At 71.2% G+C, this 22,479-nt stretch carries 22 protein-coding genes and 6 tRNA genes; 19 read left to right on the top strand and 9 right to left on the bottom strand.

The genetic code is table 11. From position 1 onward, the window contains the following. Positions 1 to 363 precede the first annotated feature (363 nt). The 4 genes from cobT (at position 364) to OG381_RS11090 (ending at position 7,033) form a co-directional block, all read left to right on the top strand. Positions 364 to 4,371 (top strand): nicotinate-nucleotide--dimethylbenzimidazole phosphoribosyltransferase, encoded by a 4,008-nt coding sequence (gene cobT / locus OG381_RS11105; protein WP_327715943.1) that lies wholly within the window; start codon positions 364 to 366, stop codon positions 4,369 to 4,371. A 146-nt stretch (positions 4,372 to 4,517) separates the two neighbouring features. Beyond that, positions 4,518 to 5,750 carry a uroporphyrinogen-III C-methyltransferase gene (gene cobA / locus OG381_RS11100; protein ID WP_327715942.1) on the top strand — a complete coding sequence of 411 codons (1,233 nt, stop codon included), beginning with the start codon at positions 4,518 to 4,520 and terminating at the stop codon, positions 5,748 to 5,750. A 64-nt stretch (positions 5,751 to 5,814) separates the two neighbouring features. Beyond that, on the top strand, positions 5,815 to 6,633 hold the full coding sequence (locus OG381_RS11095; RefSeq protein WP_267017961.1) for a TrmH family RNA methyltransferase: 819 nt from the start codon (positions 5,815 to 5,817) through the stop codon (positions 6,631 to 6,633). Between the two features lie 7 nt (positions 6,634 to 6,640). After that, positions 6,641 to 7,033: an NUDIX domain-containing protein gene (locus tag OG381_RS11090; RefSeq protein WP_327715941.1), complete on the top strand. Its 393-nt coding sequence runs from the start codon at positions 6,641 to 6,643 to the stop codon at positions 7,031 to 7,033. 4 nt (positions 7,034 to 7,037) lie between these two features. Here OG381_RS11090 and OG381_RS11085 read toward each other — a convergent pair whose 3' ends face one another. Then, positions 7,038 to 8,369, bottom strand: coding sequence for a serine/threonine-protein kinase (locus OG381_RS11085; protein ID WP_327722438.1), 1,332 nt, complete (start codon positions 8,367 to 8,369; stop codon positions 7,038 to 7,040). 196 nt (positions 8,370 to 8,565) lie between these two features. Between OG381_RS11085 and OG381_RS11080 the strand changes: the two genes are divergently transcribed. From OG381_RS11080 to OG381_RS11065, 4 genes are all read left to right on the top strand, one after another. Beyond that, the gene (locus tag OG381_RS11080) at positions 8,566 to 8,805 is read left to right on the top strand and encodes a hypothetical protein (RefSeq protein WP_266894923.1); all 240 of its coding nucleotides are present in this window, start codon (positions 8,566 to 8,568) and stop codon (positions 8,803 to 8,805) included. Between the two features lie 234 nt (positions 8,806 to 9,039). After that, the gene (locus tag OG381_RS11075) at positions 9,040 to 9,237 is read left to right on the top strand and encodes a hypothetical protein (protein ID WP_046261531.1); all 198 of its coding nucleotides are present in this window, start codon (positions 9,040 to 9,042) and stop codon (positions 9,235 to 9,237) included. A gap of 818 nt (positions 9,238 to 10,055) precedes the next feature. Then, positions 10,056 to 11,000, top strand: coding sequence for a phosphotransferase family protein (locus OG381_RS11070; protein WP_327715940.1), 945 nt, complete (start codon positions 10,056 to 10,058; stop codon positions 10,998 to 11,000). An 80-nt stretch (positions 11,001 to 11,080) separates the two neighbouring features. Next, the gene (locus tag OG381_RS11065; protein ID WP_327715939.1) at positions 11,081 to 11,383 is read left to right on the top strand and encodes a TFIIB-type zinc ribbon-containing protein; all 303 of its coding nucleotides are present in this window, start codon (positions 11,081 to 11,083) and stop codon (positions 11,381 to 11,383) included. Positions 11,384 to 11,436: 53 nt separating this feature from the next. Here OG381_RS11065 and OG381_RS11060 read toward each other — a convergent pair. The 5 genes from OG381_RS11060 to OG381_RS11040 all read right to left on the bottom strand — a co-directional run bounded on the left by OG381_RS11060 (position 11,437) and on the right by OG381_RS11040 (position 11,904). Then, positions 11,437 to 11,508, bottom strand: a tRNA-Val gene (locus tag OG381_RS11060). Positions 11,509 to 11,537: 29 nt separating this feature from the next. Beyond that, a tRNA-Val gene (locus OG381_RS11055) sits at positions 11,538 to 11,609 on the bottom strand. 36 nt (positions 11,610 to 11,645) lie between these two features. Continuing rightward, positions 11,646 to 11,717, bottom strand: a tRNA-Val gene (locus OG381_RS11050). Between the two features lies 1 nt (position 11,718). Further along, positions 11,719 to 11,792 (bottom strand) — tRNA-Cys (locus OG381_RS11045). Between the two features lie 39 nt (positions 11,793 to 11,831). Next, a tRNA-Gly gene (locus OG381_RS11040) sits at positions 11,832 to 11,904 on the bottom strand. Between the two features lie 177 nt (positions 11,905 to 12,081). Here OG381_RS11040 and OG381_RS11035 point away from each other — a divergent pair. The 3 genes from OG381_RS11035 to OG381_RS11025 are packed head-to-tail and all read left to right on the top strand — an operon-like array spanning position 12,082 to position 14,821. After that, the gene (locus OG381_RS11035; RefSeq protein WP_327715938.1) at positions 12,082 to 13,125 is read left to right on the top strand and encodes a chorismate-binding protein; all 1,044 of its coding nucleotides are present in this window, start codon (positions 12,082 to 12,084) and stop codon (positions 13,123 to 13,125) included. Beyond that, positions 13,122 to 13,943 (top strand): aminotransferase class IV, encoded by an 822-nt coding sequence (locus tag OG381_RS11030; RefSeq protein ID WP_327715937.1) that lies wholly within the window; start codon positions 13,122 to 13,124, stop codon positions 13,941 to 13,943. Before OG381_RS11035 ends, OG381_RS11030 begins: the two co-directional genes overlap by 4 nt. Positions 13,944 to 13,996: 53 nt before the next feature. Further along, positions 13,997 to 14,821, top strand: a complete 825-nt coding sequence (locus OG381_RS11025; RefSeq protein ID WP_327715936.1) for a GNAT family N-acetyltransferase — start codon at positions 13,997 to 13,999, stop codon at positions 14,819 to 14,821. 12 nt (positions 14,822 to 14,833) lie between these two features. Here the strand turns inward: OG381_RS11025 and OG381_RS11020 are convergent, their stop codons facing one another. Then, positions 14,834 to 15,358 carry a DsbA family protein gene (locus OG381_RS11020; protein WP_327715935.1) on the bottom strand — a complete coding sequence of 175 codons (525 nt, stop codon included), beginning with the start codon at positions 15,356 to 15,358 and terminating at the stop codon, positions 14,834 to 14,836. A 199-nt stretch (positions 15,359 to 15,557) separates the two neighbouring features. On the opposite strand from OG381_RS11020, the gene OG381_RS11015 reads away from it, so the two are divergent. Both OG381_RS11015 and OG381_RS11010 read left to right on the top strand, forming a co-directional pair. Continuing rightward, positions 15,558 to 15,998 (top strand): hypothetical protein, encoded by a 441-nt coding sequence (locus tag OG381_RS11015; protein WP_327715934.1) that lies wholly within the window; start codon positions 15,558 to 15,560, stop codon positions 15,996 to 15,998. A 155-nt stretch (positions 15,999 to 16,153) separates the two neighbouring features. Then, complete coding sequence (locus OG381_RS11010) at positions 16,154 to 16,306, top strand: hypothetical protein (RefSeq protein ID WP_020138043.1); 153 nt, start codon at positions 16,154 to 16,156, stop codon at positions 16,304 to 16,306. 62 nt (positions 16,307 to 16,368) lie between these two features. On the opposite strand, the gene OG381_RS11005 is transcribed toward OG381_RS11010, so the two are convergent. Together OG381_RS11005 and OG381_RS11000 are read right to left on the bottom strand one after the other, a co-directional pair. After that, positions 16,369 to 16,929, bottom strand: a complete 561-nt coding sequence (locus tag OG381_RS11005; RefSeq protein WP_307033191.1) for a CGNR zinc finger domain-containing protein — start codon at positions 16,927 to 16,929, stop codon at positions 16,369 to 16,371. Between the two features lie 242 nt (positions 16,930 to 17,171). Beyond that, on the bottom strand, positions 17,172 to 17,585 hold the full coding sequence (locus OG381_RS11000) for an SsgA family sporulation/cell division regulator (protein WP_004002642.1): 414 nt from the start codon (positions 17,583 to 17,585) through the stop codon (positions 17,172 to 17,174). 191 nt (positions 17,586 to 17,776) lie between these two features. On the opposite strand from OG381_RS11000, the gene OG381_RS10995 reads away from it, so the two are divergent. The 6 genes from OG381_RS10995 (at position 17,777) to OG381_RS10970 (ending at position 22,444) form a co-directional block, all read left to right on the top strand. Then, on the top strand, positions 17,777 to 18,229 hold the full coding sequence (locus OG381_RS10995) for a TIGR02611 family protein (protein WP_327715933.1): 453 nt from the start codon (positions 17,777 to 17,779) through the stop codon (positions 18,227 to 18,229). 63 nt (positions 18,230 to 18,292) lie between these two features. Continuing rightward, positions 18,293 to 18,364: transfer RNA gene (locus OG381_RS10990), tRNA-Val, on the top strand. A gap of 329 nt (positions 18,365 to 18,693) precedes the next feature. After that, positions 18,694 to 19,980, top strand: a complete 1,287-nt coding sequence (locus tag OG381_RS10985; RefSeq protein ID WP_327715932.1) for an ABC transporter substrate-binding protein — start codon at positions 18,694 to 18,696, stop codon at positions 19,978 to 19,980. Positions 19,981 to 19,994: 14 nt separating this feature from the next. Then, complete coding sequence (locus OG381_RS10980) at positions 19,995 to 20,951, top strand: carbohydrate ABC transporter permease (RefSeq protein WP_327715931.1); 957 nt, start codon at positions 19,995 to 19,997, stop codon at positions 20,949 to 20,951. Continuing rightward, positions 20,948 to 21,820, top strand: a complete 873-nt coding sequence (locus OG381_RS10975; protein WP_327715930.1) for a carbohydrate ABC transporter permease — start codon at positions 20,948 to 20,950, stop codon at positions 21,818 to 21,820. The genes OG381_RS10980 and OG381_RS10975 overlap by 4 nt, the downstream gene beginning before the upstream one ends. A 24-nt stretch (positions 21,821 to 21,844) precedes the next feature. Then, on the top strand, positions 21,845 to 22,444 hold the full coding sequence (locus OG381_RS10970) for a hypothetical protein (protein ID WP_327715929.1): 600 nt from the start codon (positions 21,845 to 21,847) through the stop codon (positions 22,442 to 22,444). The last annotated feature ends 35 nt before the right edge of the window (positions 22,445 to 22,479 follow it).

Below are 22,479 nucleotides of genomic sequence, written 5' to 3'. Positions count from 1 at the left end.
CATTTGTTGGTCCCGTGATCCTGTTGTCGTACTGCGCGCGGTAGGCTGGCCGACTGTTGTACCGCTTCGGTGGACCGGCCTTTCGTTCGTCAATGTCCGGAAAACGCGCCCGTTTTGGGGTGGGTGTGGTACGGCACAACCGGAGGACGCGCAACGTGGCGCAGTCCACAGCGAGCTGTCGCGGATCAAGCTGTCGCGACGGGGGAACGGCCGCGACAATGCCAGTTAATGGCTTTGTCGTCTTTCTCGACGGGCCGTTCGTGCCGCTGGGCACGCACGCTCGTTCTTCACTGCGGGGGCGGTCGGTGCGCCGTCCCCGGTGAGCTGGTCGTAGAAGCACTAACCGATGGGCGAGGGGTACGCATGACCGACACCGGCCAGGTCCCGGGCGAGGGACTGCCGGAGAACGCAGGCATGGTGGAACAGCCGGGCGTTCCCGCGCACGGTGCGTACACCTACCTCTCCGAGACCACCGCCGAGGACGAAGACCTGTTGCTGCTGCCGGGCGCCCAGGGCGCATGGGGCAACGAGGTCGCCCCACCCGCGCCCGAGCCGGTCGTCGAGACGGTCCACGCTCCGGGCCCGCACGAGATGTCCGGCCGCGACAGCGGCGCGCACGACCTCAGTGCGGTCCGCGCGCCCGGCCCGGCGGCCCCGTCGCTGCCGATCCCGCCGATCACCCCGCGCCGGCCCCTGCACCTCGGCCCGCCCATCCCCGACGCCTCCGCCAGCCCGGTCCGCTCCCTCGCCGACCGCGGCCCCGCGGGTGCGCCGGTCCGCCAGTCGGGCCCGCCCACCGCGGGCCCCGAGTACCTCGATGCCCCGCAGCCGCTGCGTGAGATGTCCCCGCAGGGCGCGGCCCCTTGGGGCGCCCCCGCTCCCATGGGCACCATGAGCCCGGCTGCCGAAACGGTTGTCCCGGTACCGGAACAGGACACCGAACCGGCGGGCGCGGCCCAGGCCGCGGTGTCCCGTCTCGCGACGGAGGCGGTCGAGGCCACCGGCGTACCGCAGCCCCAGGAGGACGCGTACGCCGAGCAGGACATGGCGGGCGCCGACGCGGTGCCGGCCGCCGGGGAGGCGTACGGCGAGCCCGTCGTCGCCGAGCATGTGCCGGAAGCCGGGGGCGTCCCCGGTTCCGAGGGGCTTCCCGTGGCCGGGGTTCCGGGCGCCGACGGGTTCCCGGGTGCTGAGGATGTCACCGGAGATTCTTACGCGCCGGGGGCCGAGACTGTTCACGGCGATGTGAACGTGCCGGGTCCCGTGGCGTTCCCGGAGGCCGCGGCCGCGAACGCGCCCGAGGCGAACGGCGTCCCGGTCGCCGCACACACGCCGGACGGAATCACGTCGGAGGCCGCCGAGGGCCCCGCCGTGGTGTTCGCTCCGGAGGGCGGGGAAGCTCCCGCGGCCGGGCAGACCGATGGTCCCGAGTTCGCCGGTGAGGCCGGACAGTACGCCGGTGTCGCTCCGGCTCCGGAGGCCGTGCCGGTCCCGGATGCCGTGGATGCCGTGGACGCTGCTCAGGGCGTTGTTGCCGAGGACCCGGCCGGTGCCGGACAGGTGCCGGGTGCCGTCGAGGCACCGCAGGCCGCTCCCGTGCCGGACGCCGTGCAGGTGGCGGACTTCGCGCAGGTCCCGGCTCCCGCCGCGGTGCCCGACGCCGATCAGACCCCGACTTCCGTGCCCCTGCCGGACCTTGCGCAGACCCCCGAGGCGCCGCTCGCGCCCGAACCCGCCGAGCCCCAGGCCGTACCGGAACCGGAAGCACCCGGTCCGGAGTTCGCTCAGGTCGCCGAGCCCGCCGTGGTCGTGGCCGAGGTCGCCGAGCCCGCCGAACTGCAGGCCGTGCCGGTCCCGGAGGCCCCCGGCCCCGAGGCCGACCAGACCGCAGTGCCCATCCCTGTCGTCGCCGAGCCCGCCGAACCGGAGCCCGTACCGGCCCCCGAGCCCGTGCCGGCCCCCGAAGCCATCGTTCCGGCGCCCGCTCCCGAGCCCGCCGAAGCCGTGGCCCCGCCGGCCCCCGAACTCCCTGCCGTGCAGACCCCCGCTCCTGTGCCGTCCCCCGAGGCCACCGACGGGGAGCACCTGCCGCGCCCCGTGGACCCGGAGGCCGTCGCACAGCCGGAGCCGCTCGCCGCGGCGGCGGAACAGTTCGCACAGCCGGAGGACACCCCCACCCCCGCGGACGTCACGCAGGAGCAGACCGAGCAGCCCGCCCCCGTCGACGCCGTCACGCAGTTCGCCGACGCCCCCGGCCCCGTGCCGGCCCCGGAGGCACCTCAGCCGGTGACCGCCCCGGAAGAGGCACCCGCCGAAGACCTCCAGGCCGCCCCCGCCCCGTCGCTCGTCGCCGAACCCGCGGGCCCCCAGGTCCTGTTCGTGGACCAGCACCAGCCGATCGCGGAGGCTTCGCAGCCCGTGGGCCAGTTCGTCCCGGTCGAGGGCTCGGTGCCGACGACCCCGCACCTCGCCCCGACCCCGCCCCAGGCCCTCGTCCTCCCGCCGGAGGACCACACCGCCGTCCCCGCTCCCCGTGAGGGCGACCCCGAACTCGTACAGCACGCCGACGACCTGGACACCCGGGGCGCGGAGCAGGAAGAGAGCACGGCCCCCGTGGAAGAAGTACGTCAGTCCACCGGCCCGGCCGCGCCCGCCTACGACGACGCCGAGCGCGAGGCCGTCCTCAAGGTCATGCGCGAGCGCCGTGACATCCGCAACGGCTTCCGCAGCGACCCCATCCCGCACGAGGTCCTGCTCCGCGTCCTGGAAGCGGCCCACACCGCACCGTCCGTGGGCCACTCCCAGCCGTGGGACTTCGTCGTCATCCGCTCGGCCGAGACGCGCCGCACCATGCACGAACTGGCCATGCGCCAGCGCGACGCGTACGCCAAGTCCCTCCCCAAGGGCCGGGCCAAGCAGTTCAAGGAACTGAAGATCGAGGCCATCCTCGACACCCCGGTGAACATCGTCGTCACCGCGGACCCCACGCGCGGCGGGCGTCACACCCTGGGCCGGCACACCCAGCCGCAGATGGCCCCGTACTCCTCCGCTCTCGCCGTGGAGAACCTCTGGCTCGCCGCCCGCGCCGAGGGCCTCGGCGTCGGGTGGGTCAGCTTCTTCGACGAGCGCGAGATGGTCCGTTCGCTCGGCCTGCCCGAGCACCTGGAGGTCGTCGCCTACCTCTGCGTCGGCTATGTCGACGAGTTCCCGGACGAGCCCGAGCTGCTCCAGGCCGGCTGGTCCAAGCGGCGCCCGCTGTCATGGGTCGTCCACGAGGAGACGTACGGCCGTCGCGCGCTGCCCGGCGAGGAGCCGCACGACCTGCTCGCCGAGACCGTCTCCCAGATCCGCCCGCTGGACGCCAAGGCGCTCGGCGAGGCCTGGGAGCGACAGAAGCGCATGACCAAGCCGCCGGGCTCGCTCGGCATGCTGGAGATCATCTCCGCGCAGCTGTCGGGCCTGTCCCGGCAGTGCCCGCCGCCGATCCCGGAGCCCGCAGCGGTCGCGATCTTCGCCGGTGACCACGGCGTCCACGCCCAGGGCGTCACCCCCTGGCCGCAGGAGGTGACGGCCCAGATGGTCGCCAACTTCCTCGGCGGCGGCGCGGTCTGCAACGCCTTCGCCGCCCAGGTCGGCGCCGAGGTGTGCGTGGTGGACGTCGGTGTGGCGGCCGACCTGCCCGCCACCCCCGGCCTGCTGCCCCGCAAGGTCCGCGCGGGCACCTCCGACATGACCACCGGTCCCGCGATGACCCGCGAGGAGGCCAAGCAGGCCATCGAGGTCGGCATCGAGACCGCCCGCGACCTGGTGGCGGCCGGCAACAAGGCGCTGCTCACCGGCGAGATGGGCATCGCGAACACCACCGCGTCCGCCGCGCTGATCTCGGTCTTCACGGACACCGACCCGGCCGAGGTGACCGGCCGCGGCACCGGCATCAACGACGAGACCCTCGCCCGCAAGACCGAGGTCGTCCGCCGCGCCCTCGAGGTCCACCAGCCGGACCCGGCCGACCCCATCGGCGTACTCGCCGCGATCGGCGGCTTCGAGCACGCGGCGATGGTCGGCCTCCTGCTGGGCGGCGCGTCCCTGCGCACCCCGGTGATCCTGGACGGCGTCAGCGCCGGCGCCGCCGCCCTGGTCGCGCGTGCCATCGCCCCCGAGGTCCTCGCGGCCTGCATCGCGGGCCACCGCAGCGCGGAGCCGGGGCACGTGGCCGCCCTGAACAAGCTCGGCCTGCGCCCCCTGGTCGACCTCGACCTCCGCCTGGGCGAGGGCACGGGCGCCCTGCTGGCCCTGCCCCTGGTGCAGAGCACCGCGCGCGCGATGCACGAGGTCGCGACCTTCGACTCGGCGGGGGTCACCGAGAAGTAGGCCGGATCCGGGGGTGGTCGGGGCAGGCGTTCCTGCGGGCCCCCCACCCCCGCCGTACGCTGAATCCGCAGCTTAAAATCCGCACGTCAGGGCAGCTCCAGAGCCGTAGCGCCCATCGCATCGCCCGTACGAGGAGCCGCACCCTCATGGCCGAAAACCCCGCCTACCCCGTAGGCCTCCGCCTCACCGGCCGCAAGGTCGTCGTCCTCGGCGGCGGCCAGGTCGCCCAGCGCCGCCTCCCGGCACTGATCGCAGCGGGCGCGGACATTCTCCTCGTATCCCCCGGAGCGACCCCCTCGGTCGAGGCGATGGCGGACGCGGGTGAGATCACCTGGGCGAAGCGGCCGTACACCGAAGGCGACCTCGCCGACGCCTGGTACGCCCTCATCGCCACCAGCGACCCCGAGGCCAACACCGCGGCCTCCGCCGAAGCGGAGCGGCACCGCGTCTGGTGCGTCCGCTCGGACGACGCGGACCAGGCGACGGCCTGGACCCCGGCCACCGGCCACAGCGAGGGCGTCACGGTCGCCGTCCTCACCACGAACGCCAAGGGCCGCGACCCCCGCCACACCGCCGCCATCCGCGACGCGGTGGTGGAGGGCCTGCGCGACGGAACCCTGGTGGCGCCCCACCACCGCACCCGCACCTCCGGCGTCGCCCTCGTCGGCGGCGGCCCCGGCGACCCGGACCTCATCACGGTCCGCGGCCGCCGCCTCCTGGCCGAGGCCGACGTCGTCATCGCCGACCGCCTCGGCCCGCGCGACCTCCTCGCCGAACTCCCGCCGCACGTCGAGGTGATCGACGCGGCGAAGATCCCGTACGGCCGTTTCATGGCCCAGGAGGCCATCAACAACGCCCTCATCGAGCACGCCAAGCAGGGCAAGTCCGTCGTACGGCTGAAGGGCGGCGACCCCTACGTCTTCGGCCGCGGCATGGAGGAGCTGCACGCCGTCGCCGAGGCCGGCATCCCCTGCACCGTCGTCCCCGGCATCTCCAGCTCGATCTCGGTCCCGGGCGCGGCCGGCATCCCCGTCACCCACCGCGGTGTCGCACACGAGTTCACGGTGGTCAGCGGCCATGTCGCCCCTGACGACGAGCGCTCCCTGGTCGACTGGCCCGCGCTCGCCAGGCTCACGGGCACGCTGGTGATCCTGATGGGCGTCGACAAGATCGGGAAGATCGCCGAGACCCTCGTCGCCCACGGCAAGCCGGCGGACACTCCGGTGGCCCTGGTCCAGGAGGGCACGACGGCGGCCCAGCGCCGCGTGGACGCCACCCTCGCGACGGTCGCCGAGACGGTGCGTACGCAGGAGGTCAGGCCCCCGGCCGTCATCGTCATCGGCGCGGTCGTGAACGTCGGCCCCGCGGCAACCGAGTAACCCCGGGTAACCCAACTCGTCCCCAGCCGTTGGCACCGCACCCAGAGCAAGGCAGTATCACCCTGTGGCCGATCTCATCACCGTCGAGGATCCCGACGACCCGCGCCTGCGCGACTACACAGGCCTGACCGACGTCGAACTGCGCCGCAAACGAGAACCCGCCGAGGGCCTGTTCATCGCCGAGGGCGAGAAGGTCATCAGAAGGGCCAAGGACGCCGGGTACGAGATGCGTTCGATGCTGCTGTCCGCCAAGTGGGTCGACGTCATGCGCGACGTCATCGACGAGCTCCCGGCCCCGGTCTACGCGGTCAGCCCGGAGCTTGCCGAGCAGGTCACGGGCTATCACGTGCACCGCGGCGCGCTCGCCTCCATGCAGCGCAAGCCGCTCCCGACGGCGACCGACCTCCTCCAGACCGCCCGCCGCGTGGTGGTCATGGAGTCGGTCAACGACCACACCAACATCGGCGCGATCTTCCGTTCGGCGGCGGCGCTCGGCATGGACGCGGTCCTGCTCTCCCCGGACTGCGCCGACCCGCTGTACCGCCGTAGCGTCAAGGTCTCCATGGGCGCCGTCTTCTCGGTCCCCTACGCCCGTCTCGACACCTGGCCCAAGAGCCTGGAGTCCGTCCGCGAGGCCGGCTTCTCCCTCCTCGCCCTCACCCCGGACGAGAAGGCCAAGACCCTCGACGAGGCCGCCCCTCACAAGATGGACCGGGTCGCCCTGATGCTCGGCGCTGAGGGCGACGGCCTCTCCACCCAGGCCCTGGTCGCCGCCGACGAATGGGTCCGCATCCCCATGGCCCACGGCGTCGACTCGCTCAACGTCGGCGCGGCGGCCGCGGTCGCCTTCTACGCGGTGGCCACCGGCCGCCCCGAGCTCTAGGAGCCCGATGCCCCAGGGCGAGGCGATCGTCGCGGTCCTGCTCCGAGCCGAACGACTGCTGGTCATCCGCCGCGGCCCCACCGTCTCCCGCCCCGGCTACTGGCAACCCCTCAGCGGCCGCGTCGAACCGGGCGAGACCCAACGGGAGGCGCTGCTCCGCGAGGTACGCGAGGAGGTCGGCCTCACCGTCGTACCGCTCGCGAAGGTCTGGGAGTCCGAGACCGACGACGGCCGCTACCGCCTCCACTGGTGGACCGCCCGCGCCGACGAAGGCGAGGTGGTTCCCGACCCCGTGGAGGTGGCCGAGGCCCGCTGGATCACCCCGCAGGAGTTTCCGGCCCTGGACCCGGTCTTCGAAGGGGACCTGGAGTTCTTCGACCGGATCCTGCCGAGCCTGTGACCCGCTAGTCCGTCGACCGGTCGGGCGGCGTCACGTGCGGCTGCTCATGGCGTACGACACCACGGTCGCCGTCGAGCCCCCGCGCCGGACCCTGACATCCCTGGGCCGCGGCGATACCGAGCGCCGCCAGCACCGTCACCACGACGAACACGAACAGCCGCTGGCGCAGCAGCCGGGGATTGGCGGGCCGACGCCCCGTCCCCGTGGTCCTGGGACCCGGACGGCCGGCGCCGCTGCGGGGCGCCGGACGGTTGCCGGAGCGCGTCGTGTTCCGCGAGGCCGGCGTGGGCCGCCCACCGCTCCGGGACGCAGACCCGTTGCGCGACGGGGCGGGCCCGCGCGAGGACGTGCCGCGGGGCGGGGGAGTGCGCTGCGTGGGACCCGGCGGCTGCCCCTGCGGACGGCGCTGGGCGCGCTGCTGCTCCGGATAGCTCGGCTCGGCGAGCCGTCCCGTGGGCCGGTCGCTCTCGCCGGCCCGCGGCGCGGGCGGCCGGACGTCAGCGAGCCCCTGAGCCTCCCGTGAGGCGATCTCCTTGAGCCGCAGCGACAGTTGGAGCGTGCTGGGCCGTTCCTCCGGATCCTTGGCGAGACAGGCCCGCACGAGCGGGGCCAGCGCGTCGGGCACCCCGCCCAGGTGCGCCTCCTCGTGCACCACGCGGTACAGCATCACCTCGGAACTGCCGTGCCCGAAGGGCGAGTCACCCATGGCGGCGTACGCCAGGGTCGCCCCCAGCGAGAACACGTCCGTGGCCGGGGTGACGGCGGCCCCGCGCACCTGCTCGGGCGCGAGGAAGCCGGGCGACCCGACGGCCGTACCCACATGAGTGAGCGTGGAGGCCCCGGTCGCCCAGGCGATGCCGAAGTCGATGATCCGCGGCCCCTTGGGGGACAGCAGGATGTTGGACGGCTTGAGATCCCGGTGCACGACCCCCGCCTCATGCACCGCGACGAGCCCCTCCGACAGGGCGGCCCCGATGGCGGCGACCTCGGCCGCGCCCAGCGAGCCCTCGTCGGCGACCTTGTCGTGCAGGGAGGGGCCGGGCACGTACTGCGTGGCGAACCACGGCCGTTCCGCGTCGAGATCGGCGGCCACGAGCCGTGCCGTGCACCCGCCGCGAATCCGCCGGGCCGCCGAGACCTCACGCGCGAACCGCGAACGGAACTCCTGGTCCTCCGCCAGATCGGGCCGGATCACCTTCAGCGCGACCCGCTGCCCCTTCTTGTCGGAGCCCAGATAGACGACGCCCATCCCGCCCGCGCCGAGCCGTCTGTGAAGCCTGAACGAGCCGACGACGCGCGGGTCCTCGCGCCTCAGGCGCATCATCGCCATGTTCATCCCCGCTGCCCGGTCCGTGTGACGAGCCACAGCTTACGTTTCCACGGCCGCCCGCGCGCAGAGGCCGCGCCCTCTCGTCCCGATGGATTGTCAGTGCTGGGTGGGAGAATTGAGGGGTGGTCAGGGAGCGGCAGGGCGGGGTGGGTTCGCTCTGCCGGTGATCCCAACCACCTCTCGTCGAAGGGGGATTGAACCCGTGAAGGGTGATCGCGTGGAGATAGTGGTGGACGCAGGGGACACGACGCGCACATACGAGGTGGTGGCGAGCAGGGCGGGCCGCCGGGTGGAGACAGCGGTACGCCGAGGTGTGGTGGAAGTGAGCGAAGTCACCCGCAACGGCTCCGTCGTCCGCACGGCCCGCTTCATGGCGACCCGGGTCCTGGCGCTGGTCGAGCAGCCGGTGCCGCGTGAGGACGGCTCGGAGAAAGCGGGATAGACCGGTCACCCCCTCCGGGAAGACCCGGAGACCTAGGCCCTCGTCTCCACCCAGGGGAGTACTCCCCAGGTCACGGCTCATCCTCCGGGAGGCCCGCCAATCGGTACGAGGGCATGACGTGCGGCGGGCGCCGCCCGCCTAGATTTGAGGTCAAGCGGCGGGTGCAGCACTCGTCCCCCGAGGTCAGACACCCGCCGCTGCCAAAGACAACACAGACAGGTCAGGAGAGGGACCATGGCCCACACGGCACCGCGGACGATGATCCGCACCAAGGAGCGCACCGCGCTCCACCCCCGCCGACAGGGCCGTCGCCACCCCTTGGTGGCGACACTCATGGCCCTTCCCCTGGCGGCCCTGCTCCTCCTCGTCTTCGACGGCTGGGAGACAGTGGCCACACAAGCGTCGTCCGTGGGAGTGATGCTGGGGCGCTGAGCGGCGACCCCAGGCCCGGAAGAGCGGTCCGGGCGGGGACATCCACCCATGAAACCCCGTGGGGACGGGGGTGCGGCGGACGGCAAAAATGCCGGCGCAGCTGGGGAGCTGCGCCGGCATTGCTGTGCCCGCACCTTTGGCCGTCCGAGGCCGGGGTCTGCCGTCTTTCAGCCCGTCCGGCATCTGCGGACGATGACCTGCCGTCCCGAGCCGCCGGTGCGTGTCTTACAGCCCGTCCGGTGTTCGAGGACGTGAGCCTGCCGTCCCGATCCCCCACCCACCCGGAGGGGGCTGCGCCTCTCGAGGCCGGCGCAGGCAATGTCAGCAGTCCGGAGTTGGAGGCCGAGGGTCTGCCGTCCCGAGCCCCCTCCCACCCGGAGGGGGCTGCGCCTCTCGAGGTCGGTGCAGGCAATGTCAGCAGTCCGGAGTTGGAGGCCGAGGGTCTGCCGTCCCGAGCCCCCTCCCACCCGGAGGGGCTGCGCCTCTCGAGGTCGGCGCAGGCAATCTCAGCAGTCCGGTGTTGGAGGCCGAGGGTCTGCCGTCCCGAGCCCCCACCCACCCGGAGAGGGCTCCGTCTCTCGACGCCGGTCCAGGCAATCTCAGCCCGTCCGGCGTTTGAGGACGAGGCCCCTTCAGGGCCGATGGGGGTCTGGGGGCGGAGCCCCCAGGGGCCGGGGTCGAAGGGGCAGCGCCCCTGGAGGATGGGACGGGCAGGGGCGGCGGGGGCGAGAACAGCCCGAGCCCAGCCACAACACCGAGCACCTGACGGCCACTCTCCCCGTACCCTCACGACCAGACAACGCACCGCAGGGAGCCCCGTGACCACCACCCCCTTGCTCTCCGAGCTCACCGCCCGAGTCAAGGCCAGGGCCCACTCCCACACCACCCCCTGCCCCTGCGGAGCAACCCGCGTACTGGCCGACCGCCCCGACGCCACAGTCGTCCGCCACGCCGACACCGTCGCCAAGGCCCACGCCCCGAACACACCCCCCACCGAACTGACCTCCCGCCTCACCACGGCGACCACCCTCCCCGACGTCCTCCTCCCCCCACTCACCCCGACTCCGGTCCCCCTGCACGGCCGCCTGGTCACGTTCTGGCCCTACGGCACCCCCGTGGACCCGGACACCCCGGACAAGGCCCCCTGGGAGGAGGCGGCAACCCTCCTCGCCCACCTCCACCGCACCCCCGCCCCACCCGGCACCCCCCTCATGCGCGGCCCCGCCAAGGCGGCCCAGTCCATCGCCCGCCTCCGCGCCGCACCCGCCGCCCCCGAACCCCTCGTACGCCCCGTCCTCGCCGCCTGGTCCGCCCTCCCCGCCTGGGCCCGCGCCGAGACCCCCATGCCGGACACCCACACCCTGTGCCACGGCGACCTCCACCTCGGCCAGCTCGTCCGCCACCCCGCCTCCGACGGCCCCTGGCGCCTCATCGACGTGGACGACCTAGGACGGGGCGTCCCCGCCTGGGACCTCGCCCGCCCGGCCGCCTGGTACGCCTGCGGCCTCCTCCACCCCGACGAGTGGAACCGCTTCCTCGACGCCTATCGCGCGGCGGGCGGCCCGGCCGTCCCCGCGGACGGCGACCCCTGGCCCGCCCTGGACGTCGCGGCCCGCGCCCTCACCGTGCAGACCGCGGCCCGCGCCCTGGCGAAGGCCGCCGCGGCGAACCGCTGCCTGGACGAGGTCGAGCAGCTCGTTGTCGACGCCTGCGCACGAATGGGTTCCGCCCCACCCGAGTTGACCCGCACCGACGCGAAGTAGGGTGCAACCGACCGGAGCCGGACAGTGTCTGTCCTGGCGTAACGCGAAGCAGGACCAACCGGCGAGGAGTTGAGCCGACGATGCAGTGTCCGAAGTGTCACGCGCCCATGCACACGTACAACCGCAACGGTGTTCAGATCGAGCAGTGCAGCGGCTGCCGCGGGATCTTTCTCGACTACGGCGAGCTGGAGGCGCTGACCCGTCTGGAGACCCAGTGGACCCAGCCCGCCCCGCCGCCGCCCCCGGCCGCCCCGCAGGCCTACCCGGCGGCGCCCGCGGCCCCCATGGCTCCCGCCTGGGGCGCCCCGCAGCACGGCGGTCACGGTGGCCACTACGGCCACAAGCGTCACAAGAGCTTCGGGCACATGCTGTTCTCCAGCTGACAGCCGGCAGACACGAAGAAGCCCCCGGCCGCAGGGCCGGGGGCTTCGGTGCGTGGACGATACTGGGATTGAACCAGTGACCTCTTCCGTGTCAGGGAAGCGCTCTCCCGCTGAGCTAATCGTCCAGGTCAGCCACCCCGTGAGAGGGGCTGCGTGCGCGATACTGGGATTGAACCAGTGACCTCTTCCGTGTCAGGGAAGCGCTCTCCCGCTGAGCTAATCGCGCGGGTTCGGACCTTGCCGTAGGAGCTGGAAGATCCAGTGGACGATACTGGGATTGAACCAGTGACCTCTTCCGTGTCAGGGAAGCGCTCTCCCGCTGAGCTAATCGTCCTTGGAGGTGGAGACGGGATTTGAACCCGTGTAGACGGCTTTGCAGGCCGTTGCCTCGCCTCTCGGCCACTCCACCAGGAGTGTAGGGGGTCGGGAAGATCCCCTTGCTCTTTCGAGCGAACGACGAGGTTCGAACTCGCGACCTCAACCTTGGCAAGGTTGCGCTCTACCAACTGAGCTACGTTCGCCTGTCTTTCCGATCCGCTCACGCGTCCCGGCGACGTGTTGAACTCTAGCGGATTCCGGGGCCAGCACAAAAACGCGTTTGTGCAGCGTGCTGCGCTGCACCCGCTCGCGCACCTGGTCACAGGCTCCGAAGGGACATGACCAGGTCACCCGCAGGACACCCGCCATAGACTCGACGCGTGCTCGACCTCGCCCCTCTCGCCCGCTTCGGCGGCCGCACGGCCACCGGACTCCTCGATGTCACCAGTGACCCCGCGGCCCTGGACTCCAGCGGCTTCTGGGCCGTCTGCGCCGACTTCGAGGGCCGTCTGACCTGCGCCCGCTTCCAGGACGTACGACAGGAGCAGGTGCCCGCCCCGGTGCCGGGGGCGTGGCACGGACCGGCGGCCGGCGACTGGACGTCCTCCCTGGACCGCGCCGGATACACGGCGGGCGTCCGCCGGATCCGCGAGCACATCGCGGCCGGCGAGGTCTACCAGGCCAACCTCTGCCGGGTGCTGAGCGCGCCGGCCGCGCCCGACGCCGACGTGGACGCGCTGACCGCGCTGCTGGCCCGCGGCAACCCGGCACCGTACGCAGGAACGATCCGGCTGCCCGAGCACGGCGTGGAGATAGCCACCGCCTCCCCCGAGCTGTTCCTGCGCCGCGACGGCCGGATCGTCGAGTCCGGCCCGATCAAGGGCACCGGGCGCACCGAGGCGGACCTCCTGGAGAAGGACTACGCCGAGAACGTCATGATCGTGGACCTGGTCCGCAACGACATCGGGCGGGTCTGCGCCACCGGCAGTGTCAGCGTCCCCGACCTGTGCGCGGTCGAGAAGCACCCGGGCCTCGTCCACCTCGTCTCCACGGTCCGCGGCGAACTGCGCGAGGGCGCCGGCTGGCCCGAACTGCTCGACGCCGCCTTCCCGCCCGGCTCCGTCACCGGCGCCCCCAAGTCCAGTGCCCTGCGGATCATCGACGCCCTGGAGACGGCACCGCGCGGCCCGTACTGCGGAGGCATCGGCTGGGTCGACGCCGACCGGGGCACCGGCGAGCTGGCCGTCGGCATCCGCACCTTCTGGATCGACCGCGCGGAAGGCGTGCTGCGGTTCGGCACCGGCGCCGGCATCACCTGGGGGTCGGACCCCGAGGGGGAGTGGCGGGAGACCGAGCTGAAGGCGGCCCGGCTGCTCGCGGTAGCGTCGGGTACGTACGAGGTGAGCGAAGGGACCATCAGGTGAAGATCTGGCTCGACGGCGGGCTGCAGGACATCGAGTCCGCCCGTGTCTCCGTCTTCGACCACGGGCTGACCGTGGGCGACGGCATCTTCGAGACGGTGAAGGCGGTGGACGGCGAGCCGTTCGCGCTCACCCGGCACCTCGACCGGCTGACCCGCTCCGCACGCGGCCTCGGCCTGCCCGACCCCGACCTCGACGAGGTGCGCCGCGGCTGCGCGGCCGTCATCGAGGCCAACCCGATGCCGCTCGGCCGGCTCCGCATCACCTACACCGGTGGCCACGGCCCCCTCGGCTCCGACCGCGGCGAGCACGGCCCCACCCTGGTCGTCGCCCTCGGCGAGACCACCCGCCGCCCCGACTCCACCTCCGTGATCACGGTCCCCTGGACCCGCAACGAACGCGGCGCCCTCGCCGGACTCAAGACCACCTCGTACGCCGAGAACGTCGTGGCCCTCGCCCGGGCCCGCGAGCACGGCGCCTCCGAGGCACTGTTCGCCAACACGGTCGGGCAGCTGTGCGAGGGCACCGGGTCGAACGTCTTCGTCGTCCTCGACGGTGAGCTCCACACCCCGCCGGTCTCCTCCGGCTGTCTCGCGGGCATCACACGCGCGCTGACGGTCGAATGGACCGGCGCCAAGGAGACCGACCTGCCGCTGGACGTCCTGGAGCGGGCCGACGAGGTCTTCCTCACCTCCACACTGCGGGACGTACAGGCCGTCCACCTGGTCGACGACCGGGAGCTGCCGGGCACCCCGGGTCCGGTCACCGCCAAGGCCATGCGGATCTTCGACGAGCGGGCCGGGAACGACCTCGATCCGTAAAACCCCTCGAAATTGGGCTGACGCGGCGGGGCGCGGCGGGTAGAACACCCGTGATGACCACGACCCTGCGGCCGACCGAGCCGCTCCAGCATCATGCCGACGGCACGCGTTCACGCCGCTACCAGGTATGCGTGAACAGCCGCCCCGTCGGGGCGATACACCTCGGCACGTCCCCCTCGTTCGGCGACTCGGCGGCTCGCATCCACGATCTGCGGATCGAGGAGCCCGACCGGCGGCGCGGCCGGGGCACGGTGGCCGCGCTCGCCGCCGAGGAGGTCGCGCGCGGCTGGGGCTGCCGCCAGATCGAGGCCGGCGTACCGGCGGACGCCGAGGCGGCCCTGCGGCTGGTCAAGGCGCTGAACTACGTCCTGCGCAATCGCGGCATGATGAAGCAACTCGGCGACACCCCGCCGGAACTGCCCGCCGGCAGCCTGGCCCGCCCCATGACGGAGGCCGACTTCGACGCCTGGCTGGCGCACGAGTCGGAGGACTACGTGCGCACCTGGATGGAACGGGGCGTGCCGGAGCCCGAGGCGCGCGCCAAGTCGCAGCGCGACCACGACACGCTCCTGCCGCAGGGTCTCGCCACCGAGAACATGCGGTTCAGCATCCTGGAGCACGAGGGCACCCGCGTGGGCGTCCTCTGGCTCGCCCTGCGCGACGGCAAGCCCTTCATCTTCGACGTCGAAGTGGACGAGGCCCACCGCGGCCGCGGACACGGCCGCACCCTCATGCTGCTGGCGGAGACCCAGGCACACGCCCTCGGCAAGCGGACCCTGGGTCTGAACGTCTTCGCGGGCAACACCCCGGCCGAGCGGCTGTACGAGTCACTCGGCTACGAGACGACTCAGTACACCTTCTACAAGCCGCTGTTGTAGGCGTACGACGGCTCAGGCACCCGGCGCGGCGAGCAGCCGGTCCGCGATCTCCTCGACGCGCTCGCGCAGCCCCTCCTGGCTCTTGCCGCCGTCGAGGCGCTCGCCGTCGATGACGTACGTCGGGGTGCCGGTCACGCCGATCGCCTTGCCCTCGGCCTGGTCGGCGTCCACGATCAGGATGTGCCGGCCGTCGATCAGCGCGGTGTCGAACTCCTCGGCGTCCAGCCCCAGTTCGCCGGCCGCCTCGACCAGGAAGGGTTCTCCCCTGCGGTCCAGTTCCTCGACCCGGCCGAGCACGGCCTCGACGTAGTCCCAGCCCTTCCCCTGCTCCTCGGCCTCCTCGGCGGCCTGCGCGGCGGCGAAGGCGTGCTTGTGCTTCTCCAGCGGGAAGTGCCGCAGCCGCAGCTCCAGCCGGTCGCCGTAGCGCGCACGCAGGGCCCGGACGTCCTCCAGGGCGCTGCGGCAGTCCGGGCACTGAAGGTCGCACCAGACGTCGAGCACGGGGACGACGGGACGCACGGGGGAGGAGTCGCTCATGTCCCCAGTCTCCCAGCCGCACCCCGGACGACCCAATCGGCCCCGGAACGCCGCGGGGGATCCACACCGCGACCGGCACCTACGGAGGATCCGACCCGGAGATGTCCCTGATGTCGGGTCGGACCATGGCCCCGCGGGGTGGGGGCGGTGCAGGATGGAAGGGACGAACTGCCCTGTCGAGCCCTGCCTGGAGGACCGGATGATTGCCGAGACCGTCTGTTCCGCCGCCGCCGCGGCCGGCCTGGGCATCGCGGCGGTGACGGCGTACCGCAAGCGCTTCCTCGCCGCCGCCCGTCTCGCCGCCTACTCGCTCGTGCCTCTCGGCCTGGTGATGACCGGTGTCGTCGAGTGGGTGGCGGACACCGCGTTCAGCCCGGCGGCCTGGGCCGGCTTCGGTGTGCTCGGTGTCTCCTGGCTGCTCTTCATGAGCACGCGCGCGGTGGAGCGCAGGCGCGGCGGTACCCGCAAGGAGCGCAGGGCGACCCGGGCCGCGCAGAGCGAGGCGATCGCCCCGGCGGCCTCGGCACCCTCGCTGGGCCAGGCCTCCCGTCCGGCGCCCCGGCCCGCCGCCGCACCCCGCGCCGGTGCCGGGGACGACTTCAGCGACATCGAGGCCATCCTGAAGAAGCACGGCATATGACAGGTGCAGGCGGACTGAAACGACACAGTCGGCCCGTATCCGTCCCGGAGCCGTCCACGCCTTGAACCGTTCGTCACGGGATCCGGCGAACTGCCGTTCCGTCCTGGCGTGTTGGTCACCCGACCGGTGCGGACTGCGTCATCATCGCCCGCGAGATGCTGGACACGACACAGAGCGACGCCGCGCCGCCGCAGGACGAGCCGCGCGGGTGCCTTTTCGCCCTTTCCCAGCCACCGCTGATGATCTTTCTTGCGGTGATCGGGTGTCTACTGCTCATGGCTGCGCTGCACGATCTGCTGCTGCTCTGAGCCGTACCCGCGGTGCCCGGCGTCACCCGCCGGGTACCGCGTCCACACTCCCGGGCCGGAGCTCAGCCCGCCGCCTCCTTGCGACGCGCCCGGTACGCGGCGACATGCAGCCGGTTCCCGCACGTACGGCTGTCGCAGTAGCGCCGGGACCGGTTGCGGGAGAGGTCGACGAAGGCGTGCCGGCAGTCGGGGGCCTCGCAGCGCCGCAGCCGCTCCTGCTCCCCGGCGACCACGAAGAAGGCCAGTGCCATGCCGCAGTCCGCCGCGAGGTGGTCGGCGATGGACGCACCGGGCGCGAAGTAGTGCACATGCCAGTCGTAGCCGTCGTGGTCGGTGAGCCGGGGAGTGGTGCCCGCCGCGGCCACCAGGTCGTTGATCAGTCCCGCCGCGGCCCGGGGGTCCGAGGCGGAGAAGATCGAGGCGAACCGGCCGCGGATCTTGCGCACCGCGGAGAGATCGAACTCCGAGAGCACCCCGACATCGCTGATCTCGTGCTTTTGTACGAAATCCTCGAGAGCCGCGACGTCCGGCAGCGCGTCCGGGGTCGTGGTGTCCTCCGGTGCGGTGTTCACCAGATCCACCACGGCATCGAGGGCGCACCGGGTGTCGTGGGTGATCAGCACGTTTCGCTCCCTGGCCTGGGGGGTCGGGCGGGCGCCCGCCGATGCTGGCCGATGGTAGTGGCTCCACGAGCGCCCGTACCGGCCCCGGACCTCGCGAACCGGTGGTAAAGCGCACACGCACCGGCGCCGCCCCGCGAGAATCCGCGGTGACGGCGCCGGTGTGCGTACCCATATGCGGTTGTCTTGGCCCGAGCCGTCACCCCGAGTCGACGGCGCCGGGCGGCTTGGTGGGACCTCTCGTCCTAGCTCTCCGCCAGGATGTGCGAGAGCTCCTGATCGAGGTCGAAGTGCCGGTGTTCCGTGCCAGGGGGCACGGCGGCGTCTGTTCGCTTCAGGAACGACTCCAGGGCCCGGGCCGGGGCCTCGAGCAATGCTTCGCCTTCAGGGGAGCTCAGGGCGATGCACACGACGCCCTGACCGTGACTGCGCGACGGCCAGACACGGACGTCGCCGGTTCCGGTGGGCCGGTGGAGGCCCTCCGCGAGAAGGTCGCGGGCGAACACCCACTCGACGGTCTCCTCGGCTCCGGTGTGGAAGGTGGCGTGCACGGCGTAGGGGTCGGCCGTGTCGTACCGCAGGCCTGCGGGGACAGGCAGGGAGGACTCGCTCGACACAACGAGGCGCAGGTGCAGCTCGCAGCTGACCGTGGTGTTCATAAGCGCCAGGGCCTTTCGCTCAGTGTGCGCTCGGGGATTCGCACGTCGGCGAAATCGACATGCCACCTACGGTGCCGTTGTAAACCCCTCTGAGTGTTTTGCGTGCCTTTACGTAACTCTTCCGGCCGAGACCCTGTTCGCGAGGTACGACCATTTCGGTGACCGGTTTCCCTCGGGTAAAGTTTGGCCGTATGAATACGGGGAGTGACGAGCAGGTCGAGGTGGCCGTGGCGGCGGACGAGTCGAAGACGAGCGGGGCGCAGAGCGGGGACGGGCTCGGCTCGAAAGCGCCGGAATTCGTCAAGGCGCGCCGCCTGCTGCACCTGAGCTGGCAGGTCGGGATCTTCATCATCGGCCTGGCCGTCGTGGTCCTGGGCATCATCATGCTTCCGCTGCCGGGACCCGGCTGGGTCGTGATCTTCGGCGGCATGGCGATCTGGGCGACCGAGTTCGTCTGGGCCCAGCTCGTGCTGCGCTGGACCAAGCGCAAGGTGACCGAGGCGGCCCAGAAGGCGCTCGATCCCAAGGTGCGCCGGCGCAACATCATCCTGACGTCGATCGGCCTGGTGATCGTGGCCGCGATCGGCGCGGTCTACCTCTACAAGTTCGGCTTCGAGATGCCGTGGAACATCAAGAACCAGTGATCGGCGGCCCTGCGGGGGGTGCGGAGGCACCCCCTGACATGGGGTAATGTTCTTCCTGCGTCCGGGCGATTAGCTCAGTGGGAGAGCGCTTCGTTCACACCGAAGAGGTCACTGGTTCGAACCCAGTATCGCCCACCCGGACCGTCGGCCCGTCTGCTTCAGTGCAGGCGGGCCGACGTCGTTCCGGGCCCTCCGTGTCGCCGACGAGTTTCGGCCGGGCAACGTCCGGGTGCGACAGGCCAGTTCGCGTTCGATCCATCGAATGCCCGCGTCCTACCTGCGACTTCGCCGCCCCGGTGGGATCACTCGGCTCCGATGCGCCGTCAACTCGCCCGGCGGCCCCGCAAGAAAATCCTGTCCGAATCATTGACGCATTCCTGGGCCCCTCGTAGCTTGTGCCAGCAAGCGCTTACTTGAAACGATTCATGCAGGCGGCAATGACGCTGCGGGGAGGGGGCCCAACCATGGGAACCAGCAAGAATGTTGAGAGGCGTACGATCCTGAAGGTGGCCGGGGCCTCGGCCGCCACCATCGGGCTGGGAGCAACGACCGCATGTGGCGGTGACAGCGGTTCCGGAGACGGGACGGTGACACTCCGTTACGCATGGTGGGGTGGCGAGCCGCGCACCATCGCGATGAAGAAGGCGATCGCGGTCTTCGAGAAGAAGAACCCGAAGATCAAGATCAAGCCTGAATTCACCGACTACGCCGCGTTCTGGGAGAAGTTCCAGACGCAGGCCTCCGGCGGGAATCCGCCGGACGTATTCCAGAATGCTGTCGGCTTCCTGCGCAAGTACGACAAGCGCGGCATTCTTCTGGACCTCAAGGCGCAGGCGGACGCCGGGAATCTGGACCTGGAGAACTTCCGCAACGGCGTTCTGGCGAACGGTCAGGTCGACGCCAAGCAGCTCGGTGTCCCCGTCGGCGCCAACACCATGGCGCTGGTCATCGACCTCAAGGCCTTCAAGAAGGCCGGTGTCGAGGCGAAGATGGGCTGGACCTGGGACGAGTACTTCGACGCCCTCCAGACGATCCAGGACAAGCTGAAGATCGCCGGTGACACGGGCTACTTCGGCATCATGTACCTCTACGACCTGTATCTGCGCCAGAACGGCAAGGCGTTCTTCACCGACTCCGATCTCGGCTTCACCGAGGACGATCTGACGCAGTGGTGGACCGACGGCTACAAGCGCGTGAAGTCCGGACTCGTCGCCGACCCCAAGAAGATCGAGCAGGTCTACCCGAAGTCGGGTCTGTCGGCCGGCCTCGCCGCGTCTGAGTTCACCTGGGACAACTTCTCCATCCGTTACGAGGGTGAGGGCGAGTCGGACTACGGGCTCGCGCCGATCCCCACCACGGACGGCAAGCAGACCGGCCAGTACCTCGGTTCGCTGATGCTCAGTGCCTTCTCCGGGACGAAGCACCCCAAGGAGGCCGCGCAGTTCATCTCCTTCATGGTCCACGACCCCGAGGTCGGCAAGATCATGGGTTACGACCGCGGCATCCTCTCCACGACCGAGCAGTACGACGCGTTCCAGCCCACTGACGCCCAGAACAAGGGCGTGAAGGCGTACGAGGAAGAGGTCGCCAAGGCCGGTGTGCTGGGGAAGATCACCCCGCACCCGTCCGGCGCGGATGTCATCGAGGCGGCCTTCCTGCGCATCGGCGGCGAGGTCTCCCAGGGCAAGACCAAGCCGGCCGACGCCGCCAAGGCGCTGTTCAGCGAGGCCAAGGCCGCGTTCGCGGGCTGAGGGGACGTACCACCATGACGCTCGTCAAGGAAGCGCCCGCGCGCCCGGCGAAGAAGCGGTCCGCCGCTCCTGCCGCCGGGCGGCGCGGGCGGCGCCGCGAGAACCTCGTCGGCTATCTCTTCATGTCGCCGTGGATCGCGGGATTCCTGGTGCTCACGGCGGGGCCGATGATCGCGTCGCTGTACTACGCGTTCACCCGCTACAACCTCTTCACTCCACCGCAGTGGGTGGGCTTCGACAACTTCACGACCATGTTCCAGGACCCGCGCTGGCAGAAGTCGGTCGAGGTCACGCTGAAGTACGTCGTCGTGGCCACCCCGCTGAAGCTGCTGCTCGCGCTCGGTGTCGCGCTGCTGCTCGCGCAGAAGCGGCGCGGGCAGGGGCTGTACCGGGCCGCCTTCTACATGCCCTCGCTCATCGGCGCCAGCGTCTCCGTCGGCTTCGTGTGGCGGGCGCTGTTCTCGGACGACGCGATCGTGGACCGTACGCAGAAGGTCTTCGGCATGGACGTGGGGGGCTGGATCGGCAACCCGGACTACGTCCTCTACGCGCTGGTGGCGCTGAGCATCTGGCAGTTCGGCGCGCCGATGGTCATCTTCCTGGCCGGTCTCAAGCAGGTTCCGCAGGAGCTGTACGAGGCCGCCGAGATGGACGGGGCCGGACCCCTGCGGCGGTTCTGGAACATCACGCTGCCGATGATCTCACCGGTGCTGTTCTTCAACGTGCTGCTGGAGTCCATCCACGCGTTCCAGGTGTTCGGGTCCGCCTACGTGGTCTCCAACACCCAGTGCGGGCCGGCCGACGCCACCCTCGTCTACACCTGTTACCTCTACCAGAAGGGCTTCAAGGAGGCCCAGATGGGCTTCGCCTCCGCGATGGCCTGGACGCTGGTGGTCGCGGTGGCGCTGGTCACGGCGGTCCTGTTCTGGTCGCAGAAGAAGTGGGTGCACTACGAGGAGGCCGCCAAGTGACCAGTGTCAGCACCCCTGTCGTGCGCACCGCCGACGAGCGCAAGCGCACCGGTTCGATCGCCTGGCACGTGGGCTCGCTCGCCGTCCTCGCAGTCGTCCTGTACCCGGTGATCTGGGTGCTCGGTGCCTCGTTCAAGCCGAGCAAGGACATCATCGCCAGCATCGACCTGCTGCCCGTCAAGCCGGTCTGGGAGAACTTCTCCGGGCTCGCCGACGGTATCTCCGGCATCTCCATCAGCACGTTCTTCACGAACTCGCTGATGTACGCGGGGCTCGCCGTGGCCGGTGTCGTGCTGTCCAGCTCGCTGACCGCGTACGCCTTCGCCAAGATCCGGTTCGCCGGGCGGAACCTGCTGTTCACGATGATGATCGGCACGCTGCTGCTGCCGTATCACGTCCTGCTCATCCCGCAGTACGTGATGTTCCGCAAGCTCGAGCTCACCGACACCCTGGTGCCGCTCGTGGCGGGCAAGTTCCTGGCCACGGAGGCGTTCTTCGTCTTCCTGATGGTGCAGTTCATGCGGGGCCTCCCCAAGGAACTGGACGAGGCCGCCAAGCTCGACGGCTGCGGGCATCTGCGGACCTACTGGTCCATCGTGCTGCCGCTGTGCCGCCCCGCCCTCATCACCAGCGCGATCTTCACCTTCATCAACGCCTGGAACGACTTCATGGGGCCGCTGATCTACCTCAACACCCCGGACAAGTACACCGTCTCGCTCGGCCTGATGATGTTCCGCGATCAGGAGGGCATCTCCAACTACGGCAGCATGATCGCGATGTCGCTGGTGGCGCTGGTGCCGGTCATCGCCTTCTTCATGGCCTTCCAGCGGTATCTCATCGACGGTATGGCGACGTCCGGACTGAAGTGAGCGGAAAGGGCTGAGGCGGTCACCATGGCGGAAGCACGAGCGAAGGCCCGCTCCCGGCGCAGGGAGTCCATGTTCGGCGAGCGGTTCGCGGTCTTCGCGGAGTCGCTGCTCACCGGGGTGTGGATCGCCGTGGCCTGTCTCGGGGTCGTCACCTATCCCGCGGCCTTCGCCGCCGGCGCACGGCATCTGCGGCGTCGTACGACGCACGAGGCCGGTGGCTGGCGGGAGTTCGTCGTGGACTTCCGTACGGCCCTGCGCGGCGGGTGGGCCGTCGGGCTCGCCGGGTGGGCGGTGGCCGCCGCGGTCTGGGTGGACGTGCTGGCCGCGCGGGCCGGTCTGCCCGGCGGGCCGCTCGTCGGGGCCGTCGGCATCTTCGCGCTGATCGGGCTCACCGTGGCCCTGCTGCGGGCGGCGGCGCACTGGACGCCCGGTGACGCCTGGCGGCTGCTGCTCGCGGACGCCGTACGGCGGACCGTGCTCGACCCCGCCGGGTCCTTCCTGATCGTCTGCGGGCTGGGCGTCGTCGCTCTGTCCGCCATGTTCATCGCACCGCTGGCGGTCCCGGTCCTCGGGGCCGTCGCGGCGGCGGCCGTCGCCGTCGAGGAGCGCTACCGGCGTCGCTGACGGGCGGCGCCCGCGCACCAGGCCGACGCCCCGGG

Origin of the sequence: Streptomyces sp. NBC_00490 (assembly GCF_036013645.1) — a bacterium.
In the GTDB taxonomy this organism is placed as follows: Bacteria; Actinomycetota; Actinomycetes; order Streptomycetales; family Streptomycetaceae; genus Streptomyces; species Streptomyces canus_F.
The sequence above is the reverse complement of the archived record's forward strand: the minus strand, read 5'-3'. Positions and strand labels throughout refer to the sequence as shown.